The organism is Nocardia arizonensis, from assembly GCF_001310275.1.
GTDB lineage: Bacteria > Actinomycetota > Actinomycetes > Mycobacteriales > Mycobacteriaceae > Nocardia > Nocardia arizonensis.
In genome coordinates this window covers 77,356-96,418 of sequence record NZ_LGYZ01000121.1, presented here as the reverse complement: position 1 = coordinate 96,418, position 19,063 = coordinate 77,356, and the positions used below count along the sequence as shown (strand labels likewise).

Genomic DNA, 19,063 nt, shown 5'->3' with positions numbered 1-19,063 from the left:
CAATCCGCCGCCTGCCCCCGAAGTGCTCCGCGACCCGTACCGACCCTCGTACCCGACGCCTTACCTCACGCGGATATGTTCTCGCCCGGAGCGGACGCCTGGAGAAGGCCGTATGCGAATCTCAGCCGGAAGGGCTCGCCGCTCGCCACATGTCGGGCTGTCACGACCTTGTAAGACGGCCCCCAGGATTCGAATTCTTCGATGCGATCGAATAATTCGGGGAGCTCGCCTTCCAGGATTTCCCACGGATTCAAAATCGGATCCGATGAACGATCATCCCGACGAATGAATTCAATCGTATCGAACATATCGCCGGTCGGATCGAAGGAAACGATATACAGGTAGCCCTTCCAGACGGACAACGAGAACGCGAAACTGCCCTCCCCGCGTTGGCTCGGCACCCGAACCCGGTCCAATATGGGAAGGATATTGCTCGCGGACCCGCCTTCGCCTATCCAGAGCGCCCGGTGGACGTCGGCGGACCTCGCGAGCATGTCCTCCTTCGAGGAGCCGAGATCGTTCAGCGCGGCGGTCAGGAGCGACTCGGGCGCATCCATGGTCTTCAGCAGATGCAGCTGGAAATCAGCCGATCCCAAATTACTCATCGACATCGGATCTCTATCTCCGTTCTCACCTGTGGTACGAACTGCCCGGACTGTAGAGGTCGACATCGGCTTCGTGTTGCTTGGCGCCGGGGCCGGGATAGACCTCGATTCTCGCCCCTCGGACAGATCCATCCGGCGATACGAGTAGTCGCCCGCTGCGCACCGTGAAACGGACAGCACGATGCCCTCGCGATTCTCGTGGAAGCCGATGTCGCCGCACCGGGATGCGACCGCAGTCGAATGACGGATGTTCGGCATCCTCGCAATGGCGAAAGTGGAGTGCGAGTCCGATGGTCGCGGCCGCAGGCGCCGGGACACGGACCCGTGAGAGGCCGGGCTCGTCGGAGCGCCTGCCACACCATTGACCCAGGAGGTTCGCATGCCCACATTGACGGTCGGCCAAGAGAACGGCCATGACATCGAGATCTACTTCGAGGACCACGGAACGGGCCAGCCGGTCGTGCTGATCCATGGCTTCCCGCTGGACGGCCGCTCATGGGATAAGCAGGCCCGTGCATTGCTGGGCGCTGGATACCGGGTGGTCTCTTACGACCGCCGCGGTTTCGGGATGTCGAGCCACACGACCATCGGGTTCGACTACGACACGTTCGCCGACGATCTCGCCGCGCTGCTGGACCACCTCGATCTGCGGGATGCGGTCCTCGTCGGCTTCTCCATGGGAACGGGTGAGGTTACCCGGTACCTGGCGCGGCACGGCTCCGAGCGCGTCACCAAGGCGGTCTTGATGGCAGCGGTCCCGCCTTTCCTGCTGCGGACCGATGAGAACCCCGAGGGTGTCGCGGGCTCGGTTTTCGAAGGTATCAAGACGGCTATCGCCGATGACCGCCCCGCGTACTTCAAACAATTCCTCGATGACTTCTTCAACGTCGACGTCCTCGGCGGAACCCGCATCAGCGATCAGGCATGGCAGGCGGCCTTCGTGATGGCGCTGCAGGCGGGGGCGTTCGCGACCTACGCGGCCGTCGACTCGTGGCTGACTGACTTCCGTGCGGATCTGGGCACGATCGACGTTCCCGTGCTATTGATCCACGGCGACGCCGACCGGATCCTGCCCTACGCCGCCACAGCGGCGCGACTGCCTGGGATGATCCCGGATCTGAAGGTGGTCACGGTCGCCGGCGGTCCGCACAACATCGCATGGACCCATCCCGAGGTTGTGAACCCGGCGTTGCTGGAGTTCCTGAAGTCCTGACTGTGCACGGGGGGATCGGTGACCGCCGGTCTCTCCGCTCGGCCCCACTTCTTTCGCTACCAGGCGGATCCTGACACGATGTGCAGGGTGAGGCCGAAAGACGGGGGTTGGCACGGTCGCCGGGAACAGCGTACGGGTGCGGCGGACCTGGTCGGTCGCGACGACGAGGTGGCCGCTGTCGTGCAGTTCCTCGACAGCGCGGCGCGAGACGGCGCGGCGCTGATGATCACCGGCGAGCCGGGAATGGGCAAGACGGCGATGCTCGACGTGGCCTTGGACAGGGCCGCGGCGGAATTCGACGCTCGCATTCTGCGGGCCTACGGGGCGGAGTTCGAGGCCGAATTGAGCTACGCCGGACTGCATCAGCTGCTGTTGCCGGTCTCGCCGGAGCTCGCCGATCTGCCGGAGCCCAACCGGGCAGCACTGCAGATAGCTCTGGGCATGGACGACGGCCCAGCGCCGGACCGTCTGCTGCTGACCACCGCGGTATTGACGTTGCTTCAGCGGCTCGCACGTTCGGCCTTCGTCCTGGTCGTGGTCGACGACCTGCAATGGCTCGACCGCGCCAGCGCAGGCGTCCTCGGTCTCGTGGCTCGACGGCTGGCCGGTTTCCGCATCGGACTATTGCTGACACAGCGTTCCGGTGACGAAAGCTTCTTCGACCGTACGGCGATAACCGAACTCACCCTTGCCCCGCTGGATGCGGAGTCCGCCCGCGATCTGGTCCACTCGCTGCACCCGCGCCTGCATCAGTCGGTGCGAGAGCGGATCGTCGAGCAGGGCGGCGGCAATCCGCTCGCTCTCATCGAACTTCCCCGCACCCTCACCTCGGAACAGGAGTCGGGAGCCGACTTCCTGCCCACCACGCTGCCGCTGACCGATCGGCTTCGGCGTCTGTTCACCGCGCGGGTATCGTCGCTGCCGACCCCGACCAGGCGACTGCTACTGCTGGCGGCGCTCGACCGGGGCGCCGGAGCCGCGCTGATGGATGTCATCGCGGCCTCCGACCCGGACCTCGCGCCGGCCGAGGCGAGCGGCCTCGTCACCGTCGACCGACGCGGCCGGCGTGTATTGTTCGGTCACCCGCTCGTGCGCGCCGCGGTGGTCGATTTGGCATCGCCGCCGCAACGGCGAGCGGCCCATCGGCGTCTGGCGCAACTCACGACGCAGCCCGAGGCACGTGCGCTGCATCTGGCCGAGGCGGCACTCGGCCCGGATGACACCATTGCCGAAGACTTGGTCCGCGTCGCGGATATCGCGCTGGCCCGCGGCGATTCCGTGCAGTCGATTTCACTGCTGTTGCGCGCCGCCGACCTGACGGCCAGGCCGATCGAACGGGCTCGGCGCCTGACCGAGGCGGCCTACATCGGCGCGCATGTCACCGGCGCGCTGGCTGGTGCGGGCGTTCTGCTCGCCCGCGCGCGGGGCGAACATCCGGGCGTGTCCGACACGCTGGGGACCGCGGCGGCGGCCGCCACTCAACTGTTGAACTCCGACGGCGATATCGACACCGCGCACCGACTGCTGGTCGGCGCGCTCGACAGCACTCCGATCGACCGGGCGAACCCACGCAGCGCGGAGGCCGTGCTGGAGACGTTGATGACTGTCTGCTCATTCGGTGGGCGGGCGCAGTTGTGGACGGTCTTCGACGACGCTGTCGCCCGCTTCGCGCCGCTGCTGTCGCGGGAGCTGCGGATCCAGGCGGTGACGTTCGCCGACCCCGTGCGTTCCACCCCGGCCGATCTTCGGTCACTCGATGCGATGGTCGCCGATCTCGACGAAGAGGCGAACCCACTGCGGATCGTCGATCTCGCCCGTGCGGGTTGGTACGTCGGCCGGGTACCCCGCGACGCCCTCCAGCGTGTGGTCGCGGCCGGCCACTCCGGGGAGACGATCGCCCTCGCCGCCAACGCGTTGGTAATGCTGGGTGTCGACTCGTTCTTCGGCGGACGCTGGGACGAGACGCGCGCCTACGCTGACGAGGCGATCTCGCTATGCGAAGACAACGGGTACGCACTGTTGCTGTGGGGCGCGCTGCTACCGCGGATGCTGCTCGCGGCAGCACGTGCGGACATGTCCTACCTCGCTGTCGCTCATGGCCGGATGCGGCAGTGGGCACTGCCGCGCAACGCGCTGGCGGTACGGACCTTCACCGCCTACGTCGATGGTCTGGCCGCGCTCAGCCAGGCCCGCTACGGTGACGCGCTCGACGCGTATTCGGCCGTCAGTGAACCGGGAACGTTTCCACCGCACGAGCAGGTGACGCCGTGGATGGTCATGGACCTCGTCGAGGCGGCGGTGCGCAGTGGTGCGAGCGATTCGGCGCGGGCGCATGTGCGCGCGGCCGCGGACGCCGGTATCCCGGAGCTGTCCCCGCACTCGCGGTTCCTTTACCGGGCGGCGACGGCACTGGCGTGCGACGACAACGCCTTTCCTGATCCGTACGAGGCGCTGCTGACCGATCCATCGTCGGCCCGCTGGCCGTTCGCGCTGGCCCGGGTCGAACTCGCCTATGGAGAACGACTGCGGCGTGGGCGTGCCTTGCGGGCAGCTCGTCCACATCTCGAAAGTGCCCGGGAACGCTTCACCGCGCTCGCCGCGACTCCATGGGCCGAGCGGGCGGAGATGATGTTGCGGGCCACCGGCCCGACCCGCCGGGGGGCCATTGACGGTCGCGGCGCGGAGCTGACACCGCAGGAGTTACAGATCGCCCGCCTGGCCGCCTCTGGTCTGAGCAACCGGCAGATCGGCGACCAGCTGTTCCTTTCCCCACGCACGGTGGGCACCCACCTCTACCGCGTCTTCCCGAAGCTCGGCATCAGTTCCCGGGCCGCCTTGCGCGATGCCCTGGTCGCGCTCGGACAGTAGCGGTCGGCGGGTCGAGCACGGCCCCACTGCGCCTCGTTGTGACGTCGATCGACTGATGTAACGCGCCTCGGCCTGCGCGAGCATGGGTCGGTGGGGTGACTCGCCTGCGGCGAGATCGCCGCCTACTGGGCACCGACTGCGCGAAGGAACCGAAGATGACCGATGTACTCGAGATCACCACGTTCAGCCTGGCATCGGGCAGAACAGTGGAAGACTTCGTGGCCGCCAACAGCGACATCAACGAGTATCTCAAACGCAGGCCCGGGTTCCGGTGGCGCCGGATCCTACGGCGCGGCGACGGCTCGATCATCGACATCGTCGCCTACGACAGCCTCGCGCATGCCCGTGCCGGCGCGGCCGGAATCACCGGCGAAATGGCCGACTCCCCGGTCCACGCGACCATCGACCACAGCACTGTGGACTGGCAGCTGACGACCCTCATACAGCACATCGACTAAAGATCAATGGAGGTATCGAAAGCGATGAGTTCGGAAACGATGCGCGCGGCAGTGCTCGAGGCGTTCGGCTCGCCGCCGGTGCCGCAGACGGTCAAGCGGCCGATCCTCGGGCCGGACCGCGTTCTCGTCAAGGTGGCTGCGAGCGGGGTCAATCCGCTGGACATCAAGATCAGCGATGGCGCTGCCGCGCACGCACAAGTATCCGTACCGGCCATCCTGGGAATCGATGTCGCAGGTGTGGTCGTCGACGTCGCGCCGGGTGTGCGTGGTTTCGCCGCCGGAGACGAGGTATACGGCATGACCGGAGGCATCGGTGCGGAGCCGGGCTCGTTGGCGGAGTACGTCGCCGCCGACCCGGTGCTGCTCGCCCACAAGCCGCGACGCCTGACGATGCACGAAGCGGCGGCGCTTCCGCTGGTCGCGATCACCGCGTGGGAGGCGCTCGTCGACCGTGCCGACGTTGCGGCCGGCGACCTGGTTCTGGTGCACGGGGGCGCGGGTGGCGTGGGGCACGTCGCGGTCCAACTCGCGATCGCACGCGGCGCGACCGTCTATGCGACGGGGTCCGGCGGCAGTCTGCAAATAATCCGTTCGCTGGGCGCAACCCCCATCGACTACACCACCACGACCGTCGAGCAGTATGTGCGGACCGCGACCGGCGGTGCGGGGTTCGACATCGTCCTCGACACCACGGGTGGAGATACCCTCGACGCCTCGTTCGCCGCCGTCCGCCGTTACACCGGCCGCGTCGTGAGCATCTTGGGCTGGGGCAGCCACAGCCTCGCGCCGCTCAGTTTCCGCGGTGCCAGCTATTCCGGGGTGTTCACCCTGTTGCCGCTCCTGACCGGCGAAGGCAGGGCGCACCACGGCGAGATACTCACCGCCGTTGCCGAGCTTGTCGATCAAGGCTCTATCACGCCAATTGTCGACCCGACGTCCTACACCCTGGCCGAAGTTGCGCAAGCGCACCGTTCGGTCGCCGAGGGCACGAGGACCGGCAAGGTCGTCATCACCGTCCCGAAGTAATCCGACAGTACAGACCGGTGCGAGCGGCGCGGTGCCGCTCTCGGCCACCAGTTCGGCACGGATCCCGCGCGCGGCCGGGCGATCCGCGTTGGCGGCGAAATCGACATCACCGCCACGTAATTCGAGGACGCACTCCTTGTGCCTGCGTCCGCACGGCATTGAGCAGCACCGGGCCGCTAACGCCGAGGCATGTCCCCCGAGCAGACCGATGGCGCCACCGGAACATTGGGAGCCGTGTGACCGGCGCACGGTTAGCGAGATCCTTCGTCGGCATCAGGTGCCGGCGCGTCATGGCTGTGACCCGGGGAAATGGGAATTGGGATGTGGGCCTGACGTGCCACAACCCGAACGCGCCGACGGTCGAAGGCCCGGCGATCCGTACCGCGTCAGGACGGGCAGGGCGGAGCCATCAGCACATGAGCGTTTCGGGGCTATGCCGACGGTCGCGAGGTGTACTCGGCCCAGCGATCGACGGCCTGTTCGAGATCGAGTGCCGCGACCTCGGCGGCAGCCATACCGGCCGTGTGGATCAATCGCTGTGCGAGCCAGTCGGGGACGGGTTCGCGCACCGGTGCCGTTGGCACGCCGAAGGATTCGAAGTTTCGGCCGAGTCGCTCGACCACCGCGCCGAGCTTGCCGAATTCCGGTAGTCGACCGGCAGCCGCGACGCTCCGAGCCGTAGCTTCCGCGTACACCTCGGAGTCGGCGCGCGCCCCGATCGGCCAGATCTCACAGATCTCGACGGTCTGTGCATCGGTGACCCTGTACACGATCCGCCAAGTATTGCGACCGACGACAAGTTTGCGGAATCCCGTCAATTCGCCGCCGAGCGGATAACCGGCCTGCGGTGAATCCAGCAGCAGGAGAACCTTCTTCAGAATTTTGGGCGCCGCGTCGGGACCGAGTTTTCGAAGATCATCGATCGCCGCATCGGTGAACAGAACCTCGACCACCGGCTACTCGTCGTCGAGTTCGGCCAGTGACTGCCGCGTGTGCCCGAAGGCGTCGAGCACGTCATCGAGCGACGTGCGGTTCCCGCCGTCGGTCGCAGCCCGTGCGAGCACCAGCGCAAGGTCACGCAGATCGGACTCCGCCCGATCCAATTCAGCGAGCCGATCCATACCGACCACGGCGGCCACCGGCCGACGATGGCGGGTGACCACCAAGTCGGTACCACTCTCGGCATCCGCGACCAAGCCTGCGACGCCTCGCTGCGCGGCGTCGGAAACACTCAGCTCACGGCTGTTGTGCAGAATGGACATCCCACAACTGTACAGAAATCTAGCTAGATTCTCCCGGCGTTCTTGACGACCGACTTCAGACGTTCACCACGATGACTACCCCCACAGATCATTGACCTGCGACCCCGAGCGCTCGGGCCGGACTCGAACGGGAAATGACCTCGTGGGTGCACTGGCACAACACCGGGCGTCTGCACTCGGCGATCGGCTACCTACCGCCGGTCGAAGAGGCGGCCTGAACCCGAGTCTCTACCGGATCCAGGACGGTTCACTGCACGTCGTTCTGGCTGCCGCCATACGAGTCCGAACTCCGGATCGGGCCAGGCGACATCCACGCGCATTCCTCGCCCAGGCGCAACCGGCAAGGCTACGATATCGCTATGTCCCGCCTCAATCGCATCACCTCCGATCCGCAGATCTGCCACGGTCAGCCGGTGGTGCGGGGACTGCGGATACCCGTGCAGAACATCCTGGAGATGATGGCATCCGGGATGAGCGCCGAGGAAATCCTGGAGGATTATCCAGATCTGGAGTCCGACGACCTGCTCGCGGCGTTGGAATTCGGCGCCCTGGCAGCAGGCGGACATACCGTAGTCTCCGTCAGCGCAGCGTGAAGTTCCTGTCGTGACTTCGCTGTCGGTGGCGGCGTCTGACGCCGCCGATGCGGCGACATCACCTCTCGTTTCTGGGGGTGGCCGGTCACTGTTCGAGATTTCCGCGCCGACACGATCCGATCCCGTCGGGACTGAGTGCAGCCTGAGTGCATTCCGATATCATCGACTTCATGGCGACCATCAAGACATCGAAGACCCAGAAGGCGCGTAGGGCGACCACCAAAGATGCGGCGCCCAGCAAAGCGACACCGACCAACCTGAATGTTCGCAACCTCGATCCCGCCATCAAGGCAACCATCCAACGCCGGGCCACTCGTCACGGTCGGTCGATGGAAGCCGAGGTGCGAGACATCCTCACTCGCGCCGCCACCGAGGACGACACCCCGACAACCAACCCTCTGTCCGGGGCCGCCCTCTTCACCCGGCTCGCCGAGCTTCGACAGACCCTTGATGGTGACGTGCCGGAAATCGATGTACGCCACGAGAATTCGAAGCAATGATCATTCTCGACACCAATGTCATCGCCGCGGCGATGACACCAGAGAAGTATCCGATCGTCGCCGCCTGGCTGGTCACCCAGCCGACCGTCTACACGACTTCCGTTACGGTCATGGAGACCCTCAACGGCATCTACACGCTCGACACGGGCAAGAAGCGCGCCGCCCTCGATGTCGCGGCCGATGCCGTGTTCGCACCCCTCCAGGCAGCCGGGCGGGTACTGACGTTCGACTACGCCGCCGCATTCTACTACGCGACATTGATGGTGAAGCGCCCCAAACCTGCGGCCGGGGAAGTCCTCGACGCACAGATCGCGGCTATCGCCCTGGCCCACGACGCGACCCTGGCAACCCAGAACGTGAAGGACTTCGCAGGCAAAGGCGTGAAGTTGCTCGACCCATCCACTGGCACACACCACGGATAGACACACCTCGATACGAACGCGCCTCGACACCTCGACATCGAGTCGACCACCAGTAAGAGGAGAACAGACCATCCCCGAGCTGAGCTTTCAACACCTGGGACACCATGATCACCCATGACCGACGCCCGTGGACGACTGACCATCACCAGTGTTCGCGCAACACCACACAACAGCAAAGCCGCAGGTCCATGACCTGCGGCTTCGCTGGAAAGTGGAGCTAAGGGGAATCGAACCCCTGACCTTCTCGATGCGAACGAGACGCGCTACCAACTGCGCTATAGCCCCGCGGGCTCCCGGAGGGAACCGCGCCGGGTAACTGTAGCAAAGGTTCCCTCCGGACTCCGAATCGGCAGGTCAGCGATGGTTTTGTCAGGCGCCTGCGGCGCGGCGGAGTTCGCTTTCGGTGGCTCGGCGCAGGGCGCGGGCCGTGGCGGGGTCGAAGGGGTCAAGGTGGTGGAAGGCGGGGTCCTCGTCGTCGGGTTCGAGGAGGGTGGAGCGGCGGCGCAGGGAGCGGGCGGTTTCGCGGTCCATGTCGCGGCGGGCCTGCTGCTGGGCGCGGCGGGACCGTTCGACGGCGTGATCCTCGATATCACGGCCGCGGGAAAGGCGGGCGGAGCGGCGACGGCGGATGTCCTCTTCCATCCGTACCTGCTTGCGCAGATACGCCAGATAGGTCGCCAGGATGGCGACGCTGAGACCGCAGGCCCACCACAGCAGGGGGCTGAGGACCAGGCCGAGGGCGCCGCACAGAATAGCGGTGAGGACGAGACCGAGTACGGCGCGCTGGCGGAACGTGTAGCGCGCGGCGCGGGCGATGGCGTCGGCTTCGGGGTCGTAGCCGCCGCGACCGCGTCGGGTCGGCACGAAATCCGAATCGCCGCCGTATTCGGGGGCGCCGGTGAATTCGGCGTCCTCGTAGTCCTGTTCGTCGCTGTATTCCGGCTCGCTGGTATGCGGATCGTCGACGCGCGCGGGGGCCGCCGACCGGGCAGGCGGAATGCGTGCCGCGGTCGATTCGAGATACTCGTCGGCCACGTCGTCATCATCGGCCGGATTGTCGGAATTCGCAGCGAATCCGTCGGTTGCCGCGTCGGCGTGGTCCGAATCGTTGTGGTCGGCGGCGATATTCGCCGCGTCGGCGTCGAACGATGTGTCGGCGGGGTCGTGCTCGGGTGATTCGGCGAGTTCGGCGGCGGCGATGTCCCCGTCGGCTTCCACGGTGTCGGACAGGCTTCCGCCCGTCTCGAGTTCGGGCAGCGGCCCGAGTTGCTGGTCGGCCTCGGTGACTTGTTCGTCGGCCGGTGTGCTCATCCGGTCCTCCGCATCATCGCTGTGTAAGAGCTTTCTCTGCGCTCGGGTCGGCCGATAGTCCGGATCGCTGTCATGTCCGGCGGCCGGTCCTTTCCTCATGCGCCGCTTGGAACCTCCGCGGTGCAGGACGCGGGTTGCCAACGCCACGTCGGTCGTCTGCCGAATCCGGGGATGCCGGTCGGCGAGTATCGGGAACAGGACGAAGACCCAGAGCACGACGAGGCCGATCCACAGAATCGAATTCGGCATATCGTCTCAGCACCTCCGTCCCCGTCTGAATTGCCCGTTCGGCCCGCGAAATTCCCGCACCGTGTCCCCACCGCCGTGCGTTCGCTCAGTGCAAAACGGACGGACCAGAGTCCGGTCGCCGGTCGCCCCGCAGGCGCCATGCCGGAAGCGCGGAACGCACCTCCGACGTCCGTAGGTTAATTCCGCGTCGTGGGACTGTCCGGCAGGCGCGCCGTGCACACAAGTCACACTGGTAACAAAATTCCCATGATCACGACATGCGAGGGCACGGCGTGTCACTTTCATCGGAATGCGGCCCCTACGGGAGGGTGACCCGGCCGTCGCGGACCAGTCGATCGACCACGGTTCCTTGGATCTCCTCCACCGTGATCCCGACCAGGACGTGATCGCGCCAGGCGCCGTCGACGTCCAGATATCGCTGCAACAGCCCCTCTTCACGGAATCCGACATTGCGCAAGACGGCTTGACTCGCGAGGTTCTCCGGCCGCACCGTCGCCTCGACCCGGTGCAGGCCGACGGAGCCGAAACAGTGGTCGAGTCCGAGCGCGAGCGCGGCCGTGGCGACACCCTGGCCGCCGAGATCCTTGGCCACCCAATACCCGATCCACGCCGAGCGCAACGCGCCGCGCACGATATTGCCTACGGTGAGCTGCCCGCTGAAATGTCCGTCCACCTCGATCACCAACGGGATCATCGCCCCGCGGCGCGCCTCGGCCTTGAGACTCGACCACAGCGACGGCCAGTTGCTCGCGTGATTGCGCGCCTCCCACGTCCCGCGCCCGGTCGGCTCCCACGGCTCCAGATGTTCCCTGTCGCGCAAGCGAATCCGACTCCACGCCGAGGCATCGCGCAAGCGCACCGGACGCAGCGTGACCCGGCCGGCGGCGACCGTCACCGGACCGAGATGCGCGGGCCATCCGGGATGCTGCGTCACCCGGAAAACGTTCATGGTGTCCACGCCTCAGCCACGCTGTGCGAGAAAGGCGACTCTGACCTCGTCGCCGGTGCGGATCTCGGTGTCGTCGGTATCGATGACGATCAGACTGTTCGCCTCGGCGAGCGTGGCAAGCAGATGCGAGGATGCCCCCGCCGCGCCGCCGAGCGGCTGCACGAGGTAGTCACCGGTGGCCTCGTCGCGCATCAGCTGGGCGCGCAGGAAACCCTTGCGTCCGGCCATCGAGCTGATGGGCGTGATGGTCCTGGCCCGGATGATACGGCGCATGGGATGCCTGCGCCCAAGGGCAATACGAATCAACGGTCGCACCATCACCTCGAAAACTACAAGCGCGCCAACGGGATTCGATGGCAGCAGAAAGGTCGGCACCTCGTCGCGACCCAACCGGCCGAAGCCCTGGACCGAACCCGGATGCATTGCGACCCTGGCTATCTCCAACTCCCCGAGACCTTCGAGAGCCTCCCTGACCTGCTCGGAGGCCCATCCCCCGACCGCGCCCGCGATCACCACGACCTCCGAGCGCACCAACTGCCCCTCAACGACATCGCGCAACCGGCGCGGATCGTCGCTGACGATGCCGACGCGATTCACGTCCGCGCCCGCGTCGCGCGCGGCGGCGGCCAGGGCATAGGAGTTCACGTCGTATACCTGCCCCGGGCCGGGCGTCCGGTCGATGTCGATGAGTTCGCCGCCCACCGAGATCACCGACAGGCGCGGGCGCGGATGGACGAGCACCTTGTCCTGGCCGACGGCGGCGAGCAGACCGACCTGCGCGGGTCCGATGATGGTGCCCGCGCGCACGGCGATATCGCCGGGCTGCACATCGTCACCGATGCGGCGCACGTAGTCGCCCGACCGCACCGGCTCGTAGACCTTGATCCTGGCCCGGCCGCCGTCGGTGAAGTCCAGCGGCAGTACGGCATCGGCCAAAGTTGGCAGCGGCGCGCCGGTGTCGACGCGCACCGTCTGACGCGGTTGCAGACGGATGGGCTGACGTGAACCCGCCACGACCTCGCCGACGACCGGCAAGGTGAGATCGACGAGTTCGCCCTCCTCGTTGCGGATATCCGACCCGGCGGCGGCGACATCGACGCTGCGCACCGCGTAGCCGTCGATGGCGGCCTGATCGAATCCGGGCAGCGGACGCTCGGTGACCACGTCCTCGGCACACAGCAGCCCCTGTGCCTCGGAGATCGCGACCCGGACCGGCCGAGGCGCGACCGCCGCCGCGGTCACCTTGATCTGCTGATCCTCAACCGAGCGCATCCAGCCCTTCCCTGATCCTGTCCACACACCTCACGGTTCTCGCCGCCGCGCCGCGGGCACCGCTCGATCCGCGCCGGTGGCCCACCGCGCCCGGCGGTGAATCACCATTCGTACCCGACGATTCACCGCGGGCGAAACCGCGACCCTCAGTCGTAGGTCGTCAGCTGCGGATCCCAGTCGGGACCGAGCCGATGCTGCAACCACTCCCGCAGTGCCGGGCCGTATTCCTCCCGTTCCAGGGCGAAATCGACCGCAGCACGAAGATAACCGCCCGGGTTGCCCAAATCGTGGCGCGACCCACGGTGCACCACCACATGGACCGGATGCCCCTCCGCGATCAGCAGCGCGATGGCGTCGGTGAGTTGCAGTTCACCGCCCGCGCCGGGCTCGATACGCCGCAGCGCGTCGAAGATGGCGCGGTCCAACAGGTATCGCCCCGCGGCCGCGTAGGTGGAGGGCGCGTCCTGGAGCGCGGGCTTCTCGACCATGCCGTTGACCCGCATGACATTCGGGTTCACCGCATCCGGCACCGTCGCCACGTCGAAGACACCGTAGGCGCTGACCTGGTCCTTCGGCACGTCGATGGCGCACAGCACGGAGCCGCCGCGTTTGCGGCGCACCCGGCTCATCACATCGAGCACACCGCACGGGAGCACGAGATCGTCGGGCAGCAGCACCGCGATCGCGTCCTCGTCGTCGTCGAGTACGCCCTCGGCTTGGGCGACCGCGTGACCGAGCCCGAGCGGCTCCTCCTGGACCACCGAGGTCACCGCGAGCAGCGCGGGCGCCTTGCGCACCTTCTCCAGCAGGTGGAATTTGCCGCGTTCGGCGAGGGTGCTTTCCAGCACCAGGTCCTCGACGAAATGCGCGACCACGCCGTCTTTGCCCGGTGAGGTGACGATCACCAGCCGCTCGGCACCGGAGTCGGCGGCCTCGGCCGCGACCAGCTCGATACCCGGGGTGTCGACCACGGGCAGCAATTCCTTGGGCACCGTCTTCGTCGCGGGCAGGAATCGTGTTCCCAGTCCGGCCGCGGGGACGACGGCGGTGCGGAAACACGAAACCGGCGCGTCGGCCGCGGTCTGTCCGGCCTTTGCTGTCATACGTCTACCCTATCCATCCAGTACTCGGCCCATCGCCGTCGCGACGACCCGGCATCCCGGTGAGCTTATGGTTATCAGCATGGAGATGCCCGGTGAGCGCCATAAAAATGCGTGGCGCTCCGAAATTCTCGCCCGGCGATCCGCACTGAGCGCCGAGGCACACGCCCGGGAGGCCGTCGCCCTGGCCGAGGCAGTCGGCAAACTCGAGGTTTCGGAGTGGGTCTGCGCCTATGTCCCGGTGCGCGGCGAACCGGGGTCGACGGACATGCTCGACGCGGTGCGCGAGGCCGGAGCGCGGGTACTGCTTCCGGTCATCGCGGCGCCCGGCCCGCTGGAGTGGGCCGAGTACACCGGCGTGGACCGGCTGCGACCCGCGCGCTGGGGTCTGTGGGAGCCGAACGGGCCGTCACTTCCGCCGGAGGCGATCGCGCGCGCGGGACTGCTGTTGATCCCGGCGCTCGCGGTGGACCGCCGCGGTGTCCGGCTCGGGCGCGGTGCCGGACATTACGACCGTTCCCTCGGCGCGGTGACGCCGGGGGCGCGGCTGATGGCAGTGGTGCGCGACGACGAACTCCTGGACCGATTGCCGGAGGAAGCGCACGACATCCGCTTGGGCTGGGCGCTGACGCCCTTCGGCGGGGAGCAGCGGCTCGGGCTCGATCCGCGCACGGAATGAACTGCCGATTGGCGATGTTGGCACTGTCAGCGGTAGAGTGCTAATTCGACGAACCCTGCGGAGGATGCTGTGCCAACTTACTCGTATGCGTGCACCCAGTGTGACAACCGCTTCGACATCGTTCAGTCCTTCTCCGACGAGGCACTGACGGTGTGCGAGAACTGCTCGGGCAAGCTGCGCAAGCTGTTCAACTCGGTCGGCATCGTCTTCAAGGGCAGCGGCTTCTACCGCACCGACAGCCGCGGCGGCACGTCCGCCGCGAGCGAGCCCGCCAAGTCGGACAGTTCGAACGGCTCCACGTCGTCGAGTTCGGATTCGGGCTCCTCGAGCGGATCGGCGAGCTCCGGTAGCGCCGCGAGCAGCACCGCGGGCAGCACCGCGGTCGCCAGCTGATTTCGTCGCGCCCGGACCGGGCGCGCGTTCTGTCCACAGCCCGCGTGTTGTGCACAAACGGCCCTTAGGCCCGATTCCCACGGTGGCCGCGCCCATAGGCTGCGGCCATGATCCGATCGCGCACCGACCTCGGCCGAGGCAGCCCATTGCGGGCGGCACTGGACAACCGGCCGCCCTGGGCCGACCAATTGCTGGTCCGTAGGCTGCTGGCCGCCGCGCTCACCGTCACCGCGATCGTGCTGTCGCTGCGCGGCGATCCCGATACCCGACATGTCGACGTCGTGGTCGCCGCCCGCGATCTCACGCCCGGCACATCGCTGTCCGCCGCCGACTTGCGAATGGCCCCGCGCGAATCCGGCGGATTACCCGATGGCACCGTGCGTGCGCCCGGACAGCTGCTCGGCGCGACGCTGACCGGGGCCATGCGCGCGGGCGAGATATTCACCGACCTGCGGACCGTCGGCCCGCGATTGGCCGCGGCGGCGGTCGGCGCCCGCGACGCGCGAATCGTGCCATTGCGCCTCGCCGACACCGCCGTGGCCGCCATCCTGCGCGCGGGCGACCGGGTCGACGTGATCGCCGCCGAGGAGACCGCGGGTCCCGGCGCCGGACCCGCGCGCACGCTGGCCACCGACGCCGCCGTGGTACTCGTCTCGGCCCCGGGTGAGCGAAGAACCTCGGCCGAACGGGTGGTGCTGGTCGCGATGGATTCCGATCATGCCGTCGCGGTCGCCGCCGCGTCCTTGCACACGGCGCTCACCGTCGTCTTCCACTGAGCGCCTTCGTGGGAGCGTCGCCTCTCCCAAATGACCTCGAATTGGGTCACTGAATATTTGCCATTCGGATTGAACCGGCAGCCGTCATCATTACCACGTAATGCGGTGAGTCGGCTCCATCCATGGGAGACAGCAGCAATGCTCGAAAGTTTCGAGAATTACCTGTCGCACGAAAATGTCGCCCACCTGCCGGTAGCCGTGGTCATCGGCGCCTCGTTCGTCGCCATTGTCAGCGCATTCACGAATGGGGTAATAAATCCGATCCTGGCCGCATCCGGCGGACAAATGAATTCGGCATGGGTCTCCAGTTTGTTGCCGAAAAATCGGCGACATCCATTCAGGCGGCTCCGGCCATTACCGTGGCCCTCAATTTCATCCTCGCGCTCATCCAACCCGCGGCCCACGCCGAGAAGCACACCGCCGCGGGGCGAGGAGAAGCACGGCGATTCCGACGTGCCGATCAGGCTCCGTGATCCGCTCCCGGGCGCGGCGAGCGGCGGCGGTGAACCGGCGCCGCGGTCCCCGAACACACAGCGGGCCCGTCGCGGTGGCGACGGGCCCGTTGTGACGGTGGTCGGTGACGATCAGCCGAGGCTGAACGGCTGACCCCACAGGGTGACCCAGGTGACGACGTTCTCGGTCTCGACCTCGACGCTGACGAAGGCGCGAGCCTGCGCGTAGCCGCCACAGCCGCTCAGGCCGATGGTGGAGTCCGCCCAGGTGACCGAGCCGCTCGAACCACTGAACTTGTTGCGCTTCTTGTGGCTTTCGCTACCGAAGTCATCGGCCTCTTCGAGGTCGAGGATGTAGAACGACTTGGCCTGGCCGGGGCCGAGGGACAGGTCGCCGCCGGAGCTGGCGCCGATGCCGGGCTTGACGTTCTCGCCGTCGCTCCAGTCCAGCGAGCCCTCGACGCCGCCGGTGGCGCCGCCGCCCGCGATGTTCACCTGGCAGCCGACGGTATAGCCCGGGAAGATCTTGCCGCCCACATCCGCACCGGTGCCGGACAGTTCGACCTGGGCGCTACCGGAGACCCACGCATTGCGGTGCACCGGAGTGGAACCCATGGATGGGCTGATGTTGGCGGACTCGCCGACCAGGCGGACCGTCACCACGGTGCCGTCGGAGAGCGTCTTGACGATTTCGCCACCGGGCAGCGGGACGAAGGTGTCGGCGTTGGCAGCGCCGGTGGAGAACAGGCCGAGGGCGACGGTGGCTGCGGCGCCGACACCGGCCATCCGTGCCAGGTTCTTACGGTTGATCATTTTGTATGTACCCCTCGAGGGTTGAATTCGCTTCAGCGAGAAGAATGTTCGTGATCAGGTGTGCGACGTACGACTCCGCGCGGTCGCCGGGGGCGGCGCGTTCGAACTCACACACACGGTGCGGTGTCCGAAGAGAAGACGTCAGCCGATGCTGAACGGCATCCCGTAGAGGGTGGTCTTCGAGTAGTGGTCACCGACGATCTCTACAACGGTGTACGACCGCGCCTGGGCGTAGCCGGCGCAGCCCTGGATCTCGATCTCGGCGTCCTGGTACTCCACCGAGTAGACGCCGGGCTTCAGGATGTCCTTGTAGTCGATCTGCACGAACTTCACTTCGCCGGGGCCGAGCTGCAAGCCGATGGAGCCGCCGAGGCTGCCGCCGTCGAGGTTGATACCGCCGGACACGCCCGCGGAGATCGCGTCGTCGGCAATGCTCACCTGGCAACCGACGAGGTAGCCGGTACTCAGCTGGGACGCACCGTGAGTCGACGAATTGTTGGTGCCCGGACCGCCCGCGGGGCCGTTGTTGGGGCCGACCTCGCCTTCGGGGGTGACGGTGACATCGGCGGTAGCGTTACCCGAGACCCAGACGACGCGTCCCGCGCCGTTGGCGGCCATGGACGGCGAAACCAAGGCGTGTTCCCCGGTGCGGGTGATGGTCACGCCGGGACCAACCTTCTGACCGTCCGGCAACGGCACGAAGGTGTCGGCATTGGCAGCGCCGGTCGAAAGCAGGCCCATGGCAACGGCCGCTGCGGCGCCGACGCCCGCGACGCGGGCACCGCGACGCAGACCGTTGGTGCGGTTCTCGCTCATACTTCCCCTCATCAGGTTCAAACAGTCAACCTCGACCATCGAGGTGGACATTGGTCCTCTCAGGCCCAGCTCAGTTTGTCGCCCCTTTGTTGCCGATATGTAACCGGCTGTTATTTCGGCGCAACGGCACGAGCTGGCAATCGGAACCGAGCCCGGATTCCGCCGAGTCGACCACGTACGTGGCGCCTCGGGCCCGTGGATCCAGTGTTGAGTGGCTCAGGCGAAGAGTAAACCGTCGGTAACAGCCTGGCAACGCGGGCTTCCGTAAAGATCGAATGTGATGAGAATCACTGCGCTGCGGTATAGACATGGATCGACACGCGGAAACAATTGGTGCGAAATGTGGGATTCGCCCATTGGAAAGATTCGGTTCACAAGAAATCCATCCGGTGATTACTATCGAAAACCGCATCAGATGGTGTGAAACACGGGTCGAGTTCGAATATCGCCGGTAGAGCTACGGGCGGCCTACGTACGCTTCTATGGCGTAGATCCGTAGCTGGGCGGCTCAACCGTGATGGGGCGGCACCTGCGATCGGTACCAGTCGTCGTCGGCGGCGCCGCGCCCGGTGGCCGGATCGCGCTCGTCGGAGGTCGTCTCGGGCAGCGCGTCACCGAAGATGTCGGCCAGACGCGCCGCATCCCTCGCCCGGCGCTGCGCCGGGCGAGGGTCGTCGGAGGATTCGGCGGCGGAAATCTACTCCACCAAACCCGAGAGTTCGCCGATCGCCTTGCTGGCGAGCGGCCCGAGCGTCGCCATGCCGTCGCGGACGGCCGCCCGGGTGCCCGGCAGGTTCACCACCAGGGTGCTGCCCGATACGCCGGCGAGACCGCGCGAGAGCCCGGCGTCCAGCGATCCGGCCACCCGCCCGGAGGCGCGCAGCGCCTCGCTGATGCCGGGCAGTTCGCGATCGAGCACCTGCGAGGTCGCCTCTGGCGTCACGTCACGCGGCGACATGCCGGTGCCACCCACCGAGATGACCAGGTCGACGCCACCGATCACCGCGGTGTTGAGCGCGTTGCGAATCTCGACCTCGTCGGCCTGCACCGAGACCGAGGCGTCGACGAGGAAACCCGCCTCGGTGAGCAGCTCGGTGACCAGCGGGCCGAGCGAATCCTCACCTCCATGCGCCGTTCGATCGTCGACGACCACAACAAGTGCACGCCCCGCCACAGGAGCATCGATTTCCATGGTGCTCACCGTAGCGCCTGCGCCGAGCAGATCGACCGCGGCGCTGGTCAACCCCGGTTCGAACAGTGCGGTGTCGGCGAGTTCGAAGATCGTCGGCGGGCGCCGTCCGTTCCG

Annotated in this window: 21 protein-coding genes, 1 tRNA gene and 1 pseudogene; 12 read left to right on the top strand and 11 right to left on the bottom strand. The window is 66.9% G+C overall.

Features of this window, described 5'->3' with window-relative positions; genetic code table 11:
* Positions 1-65: 65 nt before the first annotated feature.
* Positions 66-863, bottom strand: coding sequence for a hypothetical protein (locus APZ21_RS27470; RefSeq protein ID WP_156371363.1), 798 nt, complete (start codon positions 861-863; stop codon positions 66-68).
* Between the two features lie 121 nt (positions 864-984).
* Here APZ21_RS27470 and APZ21_RS27465 point away from each other — a divergent pair, with 121 nt between their 5' ends.
* The 4 genes from APZ21_RS27465 (at position 985) to APZ21_RS27450 (ending at position 6,170) form a co-directional block, all read left to right on the top strand.
* Positions 985-1,818: an alpha/beta fold hydrolase gene (locus APZ21_RS27465; RefSeq protein ID WP_054816164.1), complete on the top strand. Its 834-nt coding sequence runs from the start codon at positions 985-987 to the stop codon at positions 1,816-1,818.
* An 87-nt stretch (positions 1,819-1,905) separates the two neighbouring features.
* A complete protein-coding gene (locus APZ21_RS27460) occupies positions 1,906-4,686 on the top strand; it encodes a helix-turn-helix transcriptional regulator (RefSeq protein WP_054816163.1) in 2,781 nt (926 codons plus the stop codon).
* 155 nt (positions 4,687-4,841) lie between these two features.
* Entirely contained in the window at positions 4,842-5,144 is a 303-nt protein-coding gene (locus APZ21_RS27455; protein WP_054816285.1) for a hypothetical protein, read from the top strand.
* 39 nt (positions 5,145-5,183) lie between these two features.
* Positions 5,184-6,170 carry a zinc-dependent alcohol dehydrogenase family protein gene (locus APZ21_RS27450; RefSeq protein ID WP_054816284.1) on the top strand — a complete coding sequence of 329 codons (987 nt, stop codon included), beginning with the start codon at positions 5,184-5,186 and terminating at the stop codon, positions 6,168-6,170.
* Between the two features lie 431 nt (positions 6,171-6,601).
* On the opposite strand, the gene APZ21_RS27445 is transcribed toward APZ21_RS27450, so the two are convergent.
* Both APZ21_RS27445 and APZ21_RS27440 read right to left on the bottom strand, forming a co-directional pair.
* Entirely contained in the window at positions 6,602-7,123 is a 522-nt protein-coding gene (locus APZ21_RS27445; protein ID WP_054816162.1) for a type II toxin-antitoxin system RelE family toxin, read from the bottom strand.
* Positions 7,124-7,126: 3 nt separating this feature from the next.
* Entirely contained in the window at positions 7,127-7,432 is a 306-nt protein-coding gene (locus APZ21_RS27440) for a type II toxin-antitoxin system Phd/YefM family antitoxin (protein WP_054816161.1), read from the bottom strand.
* A gap of 359 nt (positions 7,433-7,791) precedes the next feature.
* On the opposite strand from APZ21_RS27440, the gene APZ21_RS27435 reads away from it, so the two are divergent.
* From APZ21_RS27435 to APZ21_RS27425, 3 genes are all read left to right on the top strand, one after another.
* A complete protein-coding gene (locus tag APZ21_RS27435) occupies positions 7,792-8,025 on the top strand; it encodes a DUF433 domain-containing protein (protein WP_054816160.1) in 234 nt (77 codons plus the stop codon).
* A gap of 170 nt (positions 8,026-8,195) precedes the next feature.
* Positions 8,196-8,525 carry a FitA-like ribbon-helix-helix domain-containing protein gene (locus APZ21_RS27430; RefSeq protein WP_156371362.1) on the top strand — a complete coding sequence of 110 codons (330 nt, stop codon included), beginning with the start codon at positions 8,196-8,198 and terminating at the stop codon, positions 8,523-8,525.
* Positions 8,522-8,947, top strand: coding sequence for a PIN domain-containing protein (locus APZ21_RS27425; protein ID WP_054816158.1), 426 nt, complete (start codon positions 8,522-8,524; stop codon positions 8,945-8,947). Before APZ21_RS27430 ends, APZ21_RS27425 begins: the two co-directional genes overlap by 4 nt.
* Positions 8,948-9,159: 212 nt before the next feature.
* Here the strand turns inward: APZ21_RS27425 and APZ21_RS27420 are convergent.
* The 5 genes from APZ21_RS27420 to APZ21_RS27400 form a co-directional block, all read right to left on the bottom strand.
* Positions 9,160-9,232 (bottom strand) — tRNA-Ala (locus tag APZ21_RS27420).
* Positions 9,233-9,316: 84 nt separating this feature from the next.
* On the bottom strand, positions 9,317-10,507 hold the full coding sequence (gene sepX, locus APZ21_RS27415) for a divisome protein SepX/GlpR (protein ID WP_054816157.1): 1,191 nt from the start codon (positions 10,505-10,507) through the stop codon (positions 9,317-9,319).
* 298 nt (positions 10,508-10,805) lie between these two features.
* Positions 10,806-11,456, bottom strand: coding sequence for a GNAT family N-acetyltransferase (locus APZ21_RS27410; RefSeq protein ID WP_054816283.1), 651 nt, complete (start codon positions 11,454-11,456; stop codon positions 10,806-10,808).
* Positions 11,457-11,468: 12 nt separating this feature from the next.
* Positions 11,469-12,728 (bottom strand): molybdotransferase-like divisome protein Glp, encoded by a 1,260-nt coding sequence (gene glp, locus APZ21_RS27405; RefSeq protein WP_054816156.1) that lies wholly within the window; start codon positions 12,726-12,728, stop codon positions 11,469-11,471.
* Between the two features lie 146 nt (positions 12,729-12,874).
* The gene (locus tag APZ21_RS27400) at positions 12,875-13,831 is read right to left on the bottom strand and encodes a UTP--glucose-1-phosphate uridylyltransferase (protein WP_054816155.1); all 957 of its coding nucleotides are present in this window, start codon (positions 13,829-13,831) and stop codon (positions 12,875-12,877) included.
* A gap of 79 nt (positions 13,832-13,910) precedes the next feature.
* On the opposite strand from APZ21_RS27400, the gene APZ21_RS27395 reads away from it, so the two are divergent.
* The 5 genes and pseudogenes from APZ21_RS27395 (at position 13,911) to APZ21_RS35825 (ending at position 16,149) form a co-directional block, all read left to right on the top strand.
* A complete protein-coding gene (locus APZ21_RS27395; protein ID WP_063125228.1) occupies positions 13,911-14,507 on the top strand; it encodes a 5-formyltetrahydrofolate cyclo-ligase in 597 nt (198 codons plus the stop codon).
* Positions 14,508-14,576: 69 nt separating this feature from the next.
* Positions 14,577-14,900 (top strand): FmdB family zinc ribbon protein, encoded by a 324-nt coding sequence (locus APZ21_RS33380; protein ID WP_082393494.1) that lies wholly within the window; start codon positions 14,577-14,579, stop codon positions 14,898-14,900.
* 107 nt (positions 14,901-15,007) lie between these two features.
* On the top strand, positions 15,008-15,676 hold the full coding sequence (locus APZ21_RS27390; protein ID WP_054816153.1) for an SAF domain-containing protein: 669 nt from the start codon (positions 15,008-15,010) through the stop codon (positions 15,674-15,676).
* 30 nt (positions 15,677-15,706) lie between these two features.
* Positions 15,707-15,955, top strand: a pseudogene (locus APZ21_RS36505) (MscL family protein); the annotation flags it as partial.
* Between the two features lie 17 nt (positions 15,956-15,972).
* On the top strand, positions 15,973-16,149 hold the full coding sequence (locus APZ21_RS35825; protein ID WP_239476835.1) for a hypothetical protein: 177 nt from the start codon (positions 15,973-15,975) through the stop codon (positions 16,147-16,149).
* Positions 16,150-16,260: 111 nt separating this feature from the next.
* On the opposite strand, the gene APZ21_RS27385 is transcribed toward APZ21_RS35825, so the two are convergent.
* The 3 genes from APZ21_RS27385 to APZ21_RS27375 all read right to left on the bottom strand — a co-directional run bounded on the left by APZ21_RS27385 (position 16,261) and on the right by APZ21_RS27375 (position 18,949).
* Entirely contained in the window at positions 16,261-16,941 is a 681-nt protein-coding gene (locus tag APZ21_RS27385; RefSeq protein ID WP_054816152.1) for an MspA family porin, read from the bottom strand.
* A gap of 141 nt (positions 16,942-17,082) precedes the next feature.
* Complete coding sequence (locus APZ21_RS27380; protein ID WP_054816151.1) at positions 17,083-17,757, bottom strand: MspA family porin; 675 nt, start codon at positions 17,755-17,757, stop codon at positions 17,083-17,085.
* A 697-nt stretch (positions 17,758-18,454) separates the two neighbouring features.
* A complete protein-coding gene (locus APZ21_RS27375; RefSeq protein WP_204249165.1) occupies positions 18,455-18,949 on the bottom strand; it encodes a MogA/MoaB family molybdenum cofactor biosynthesis protein in 495 nt (164 codons plus the stop codon).
* Between the last annotated feature and the right edge of the window lie 114 nt (positions 18,950-19,063).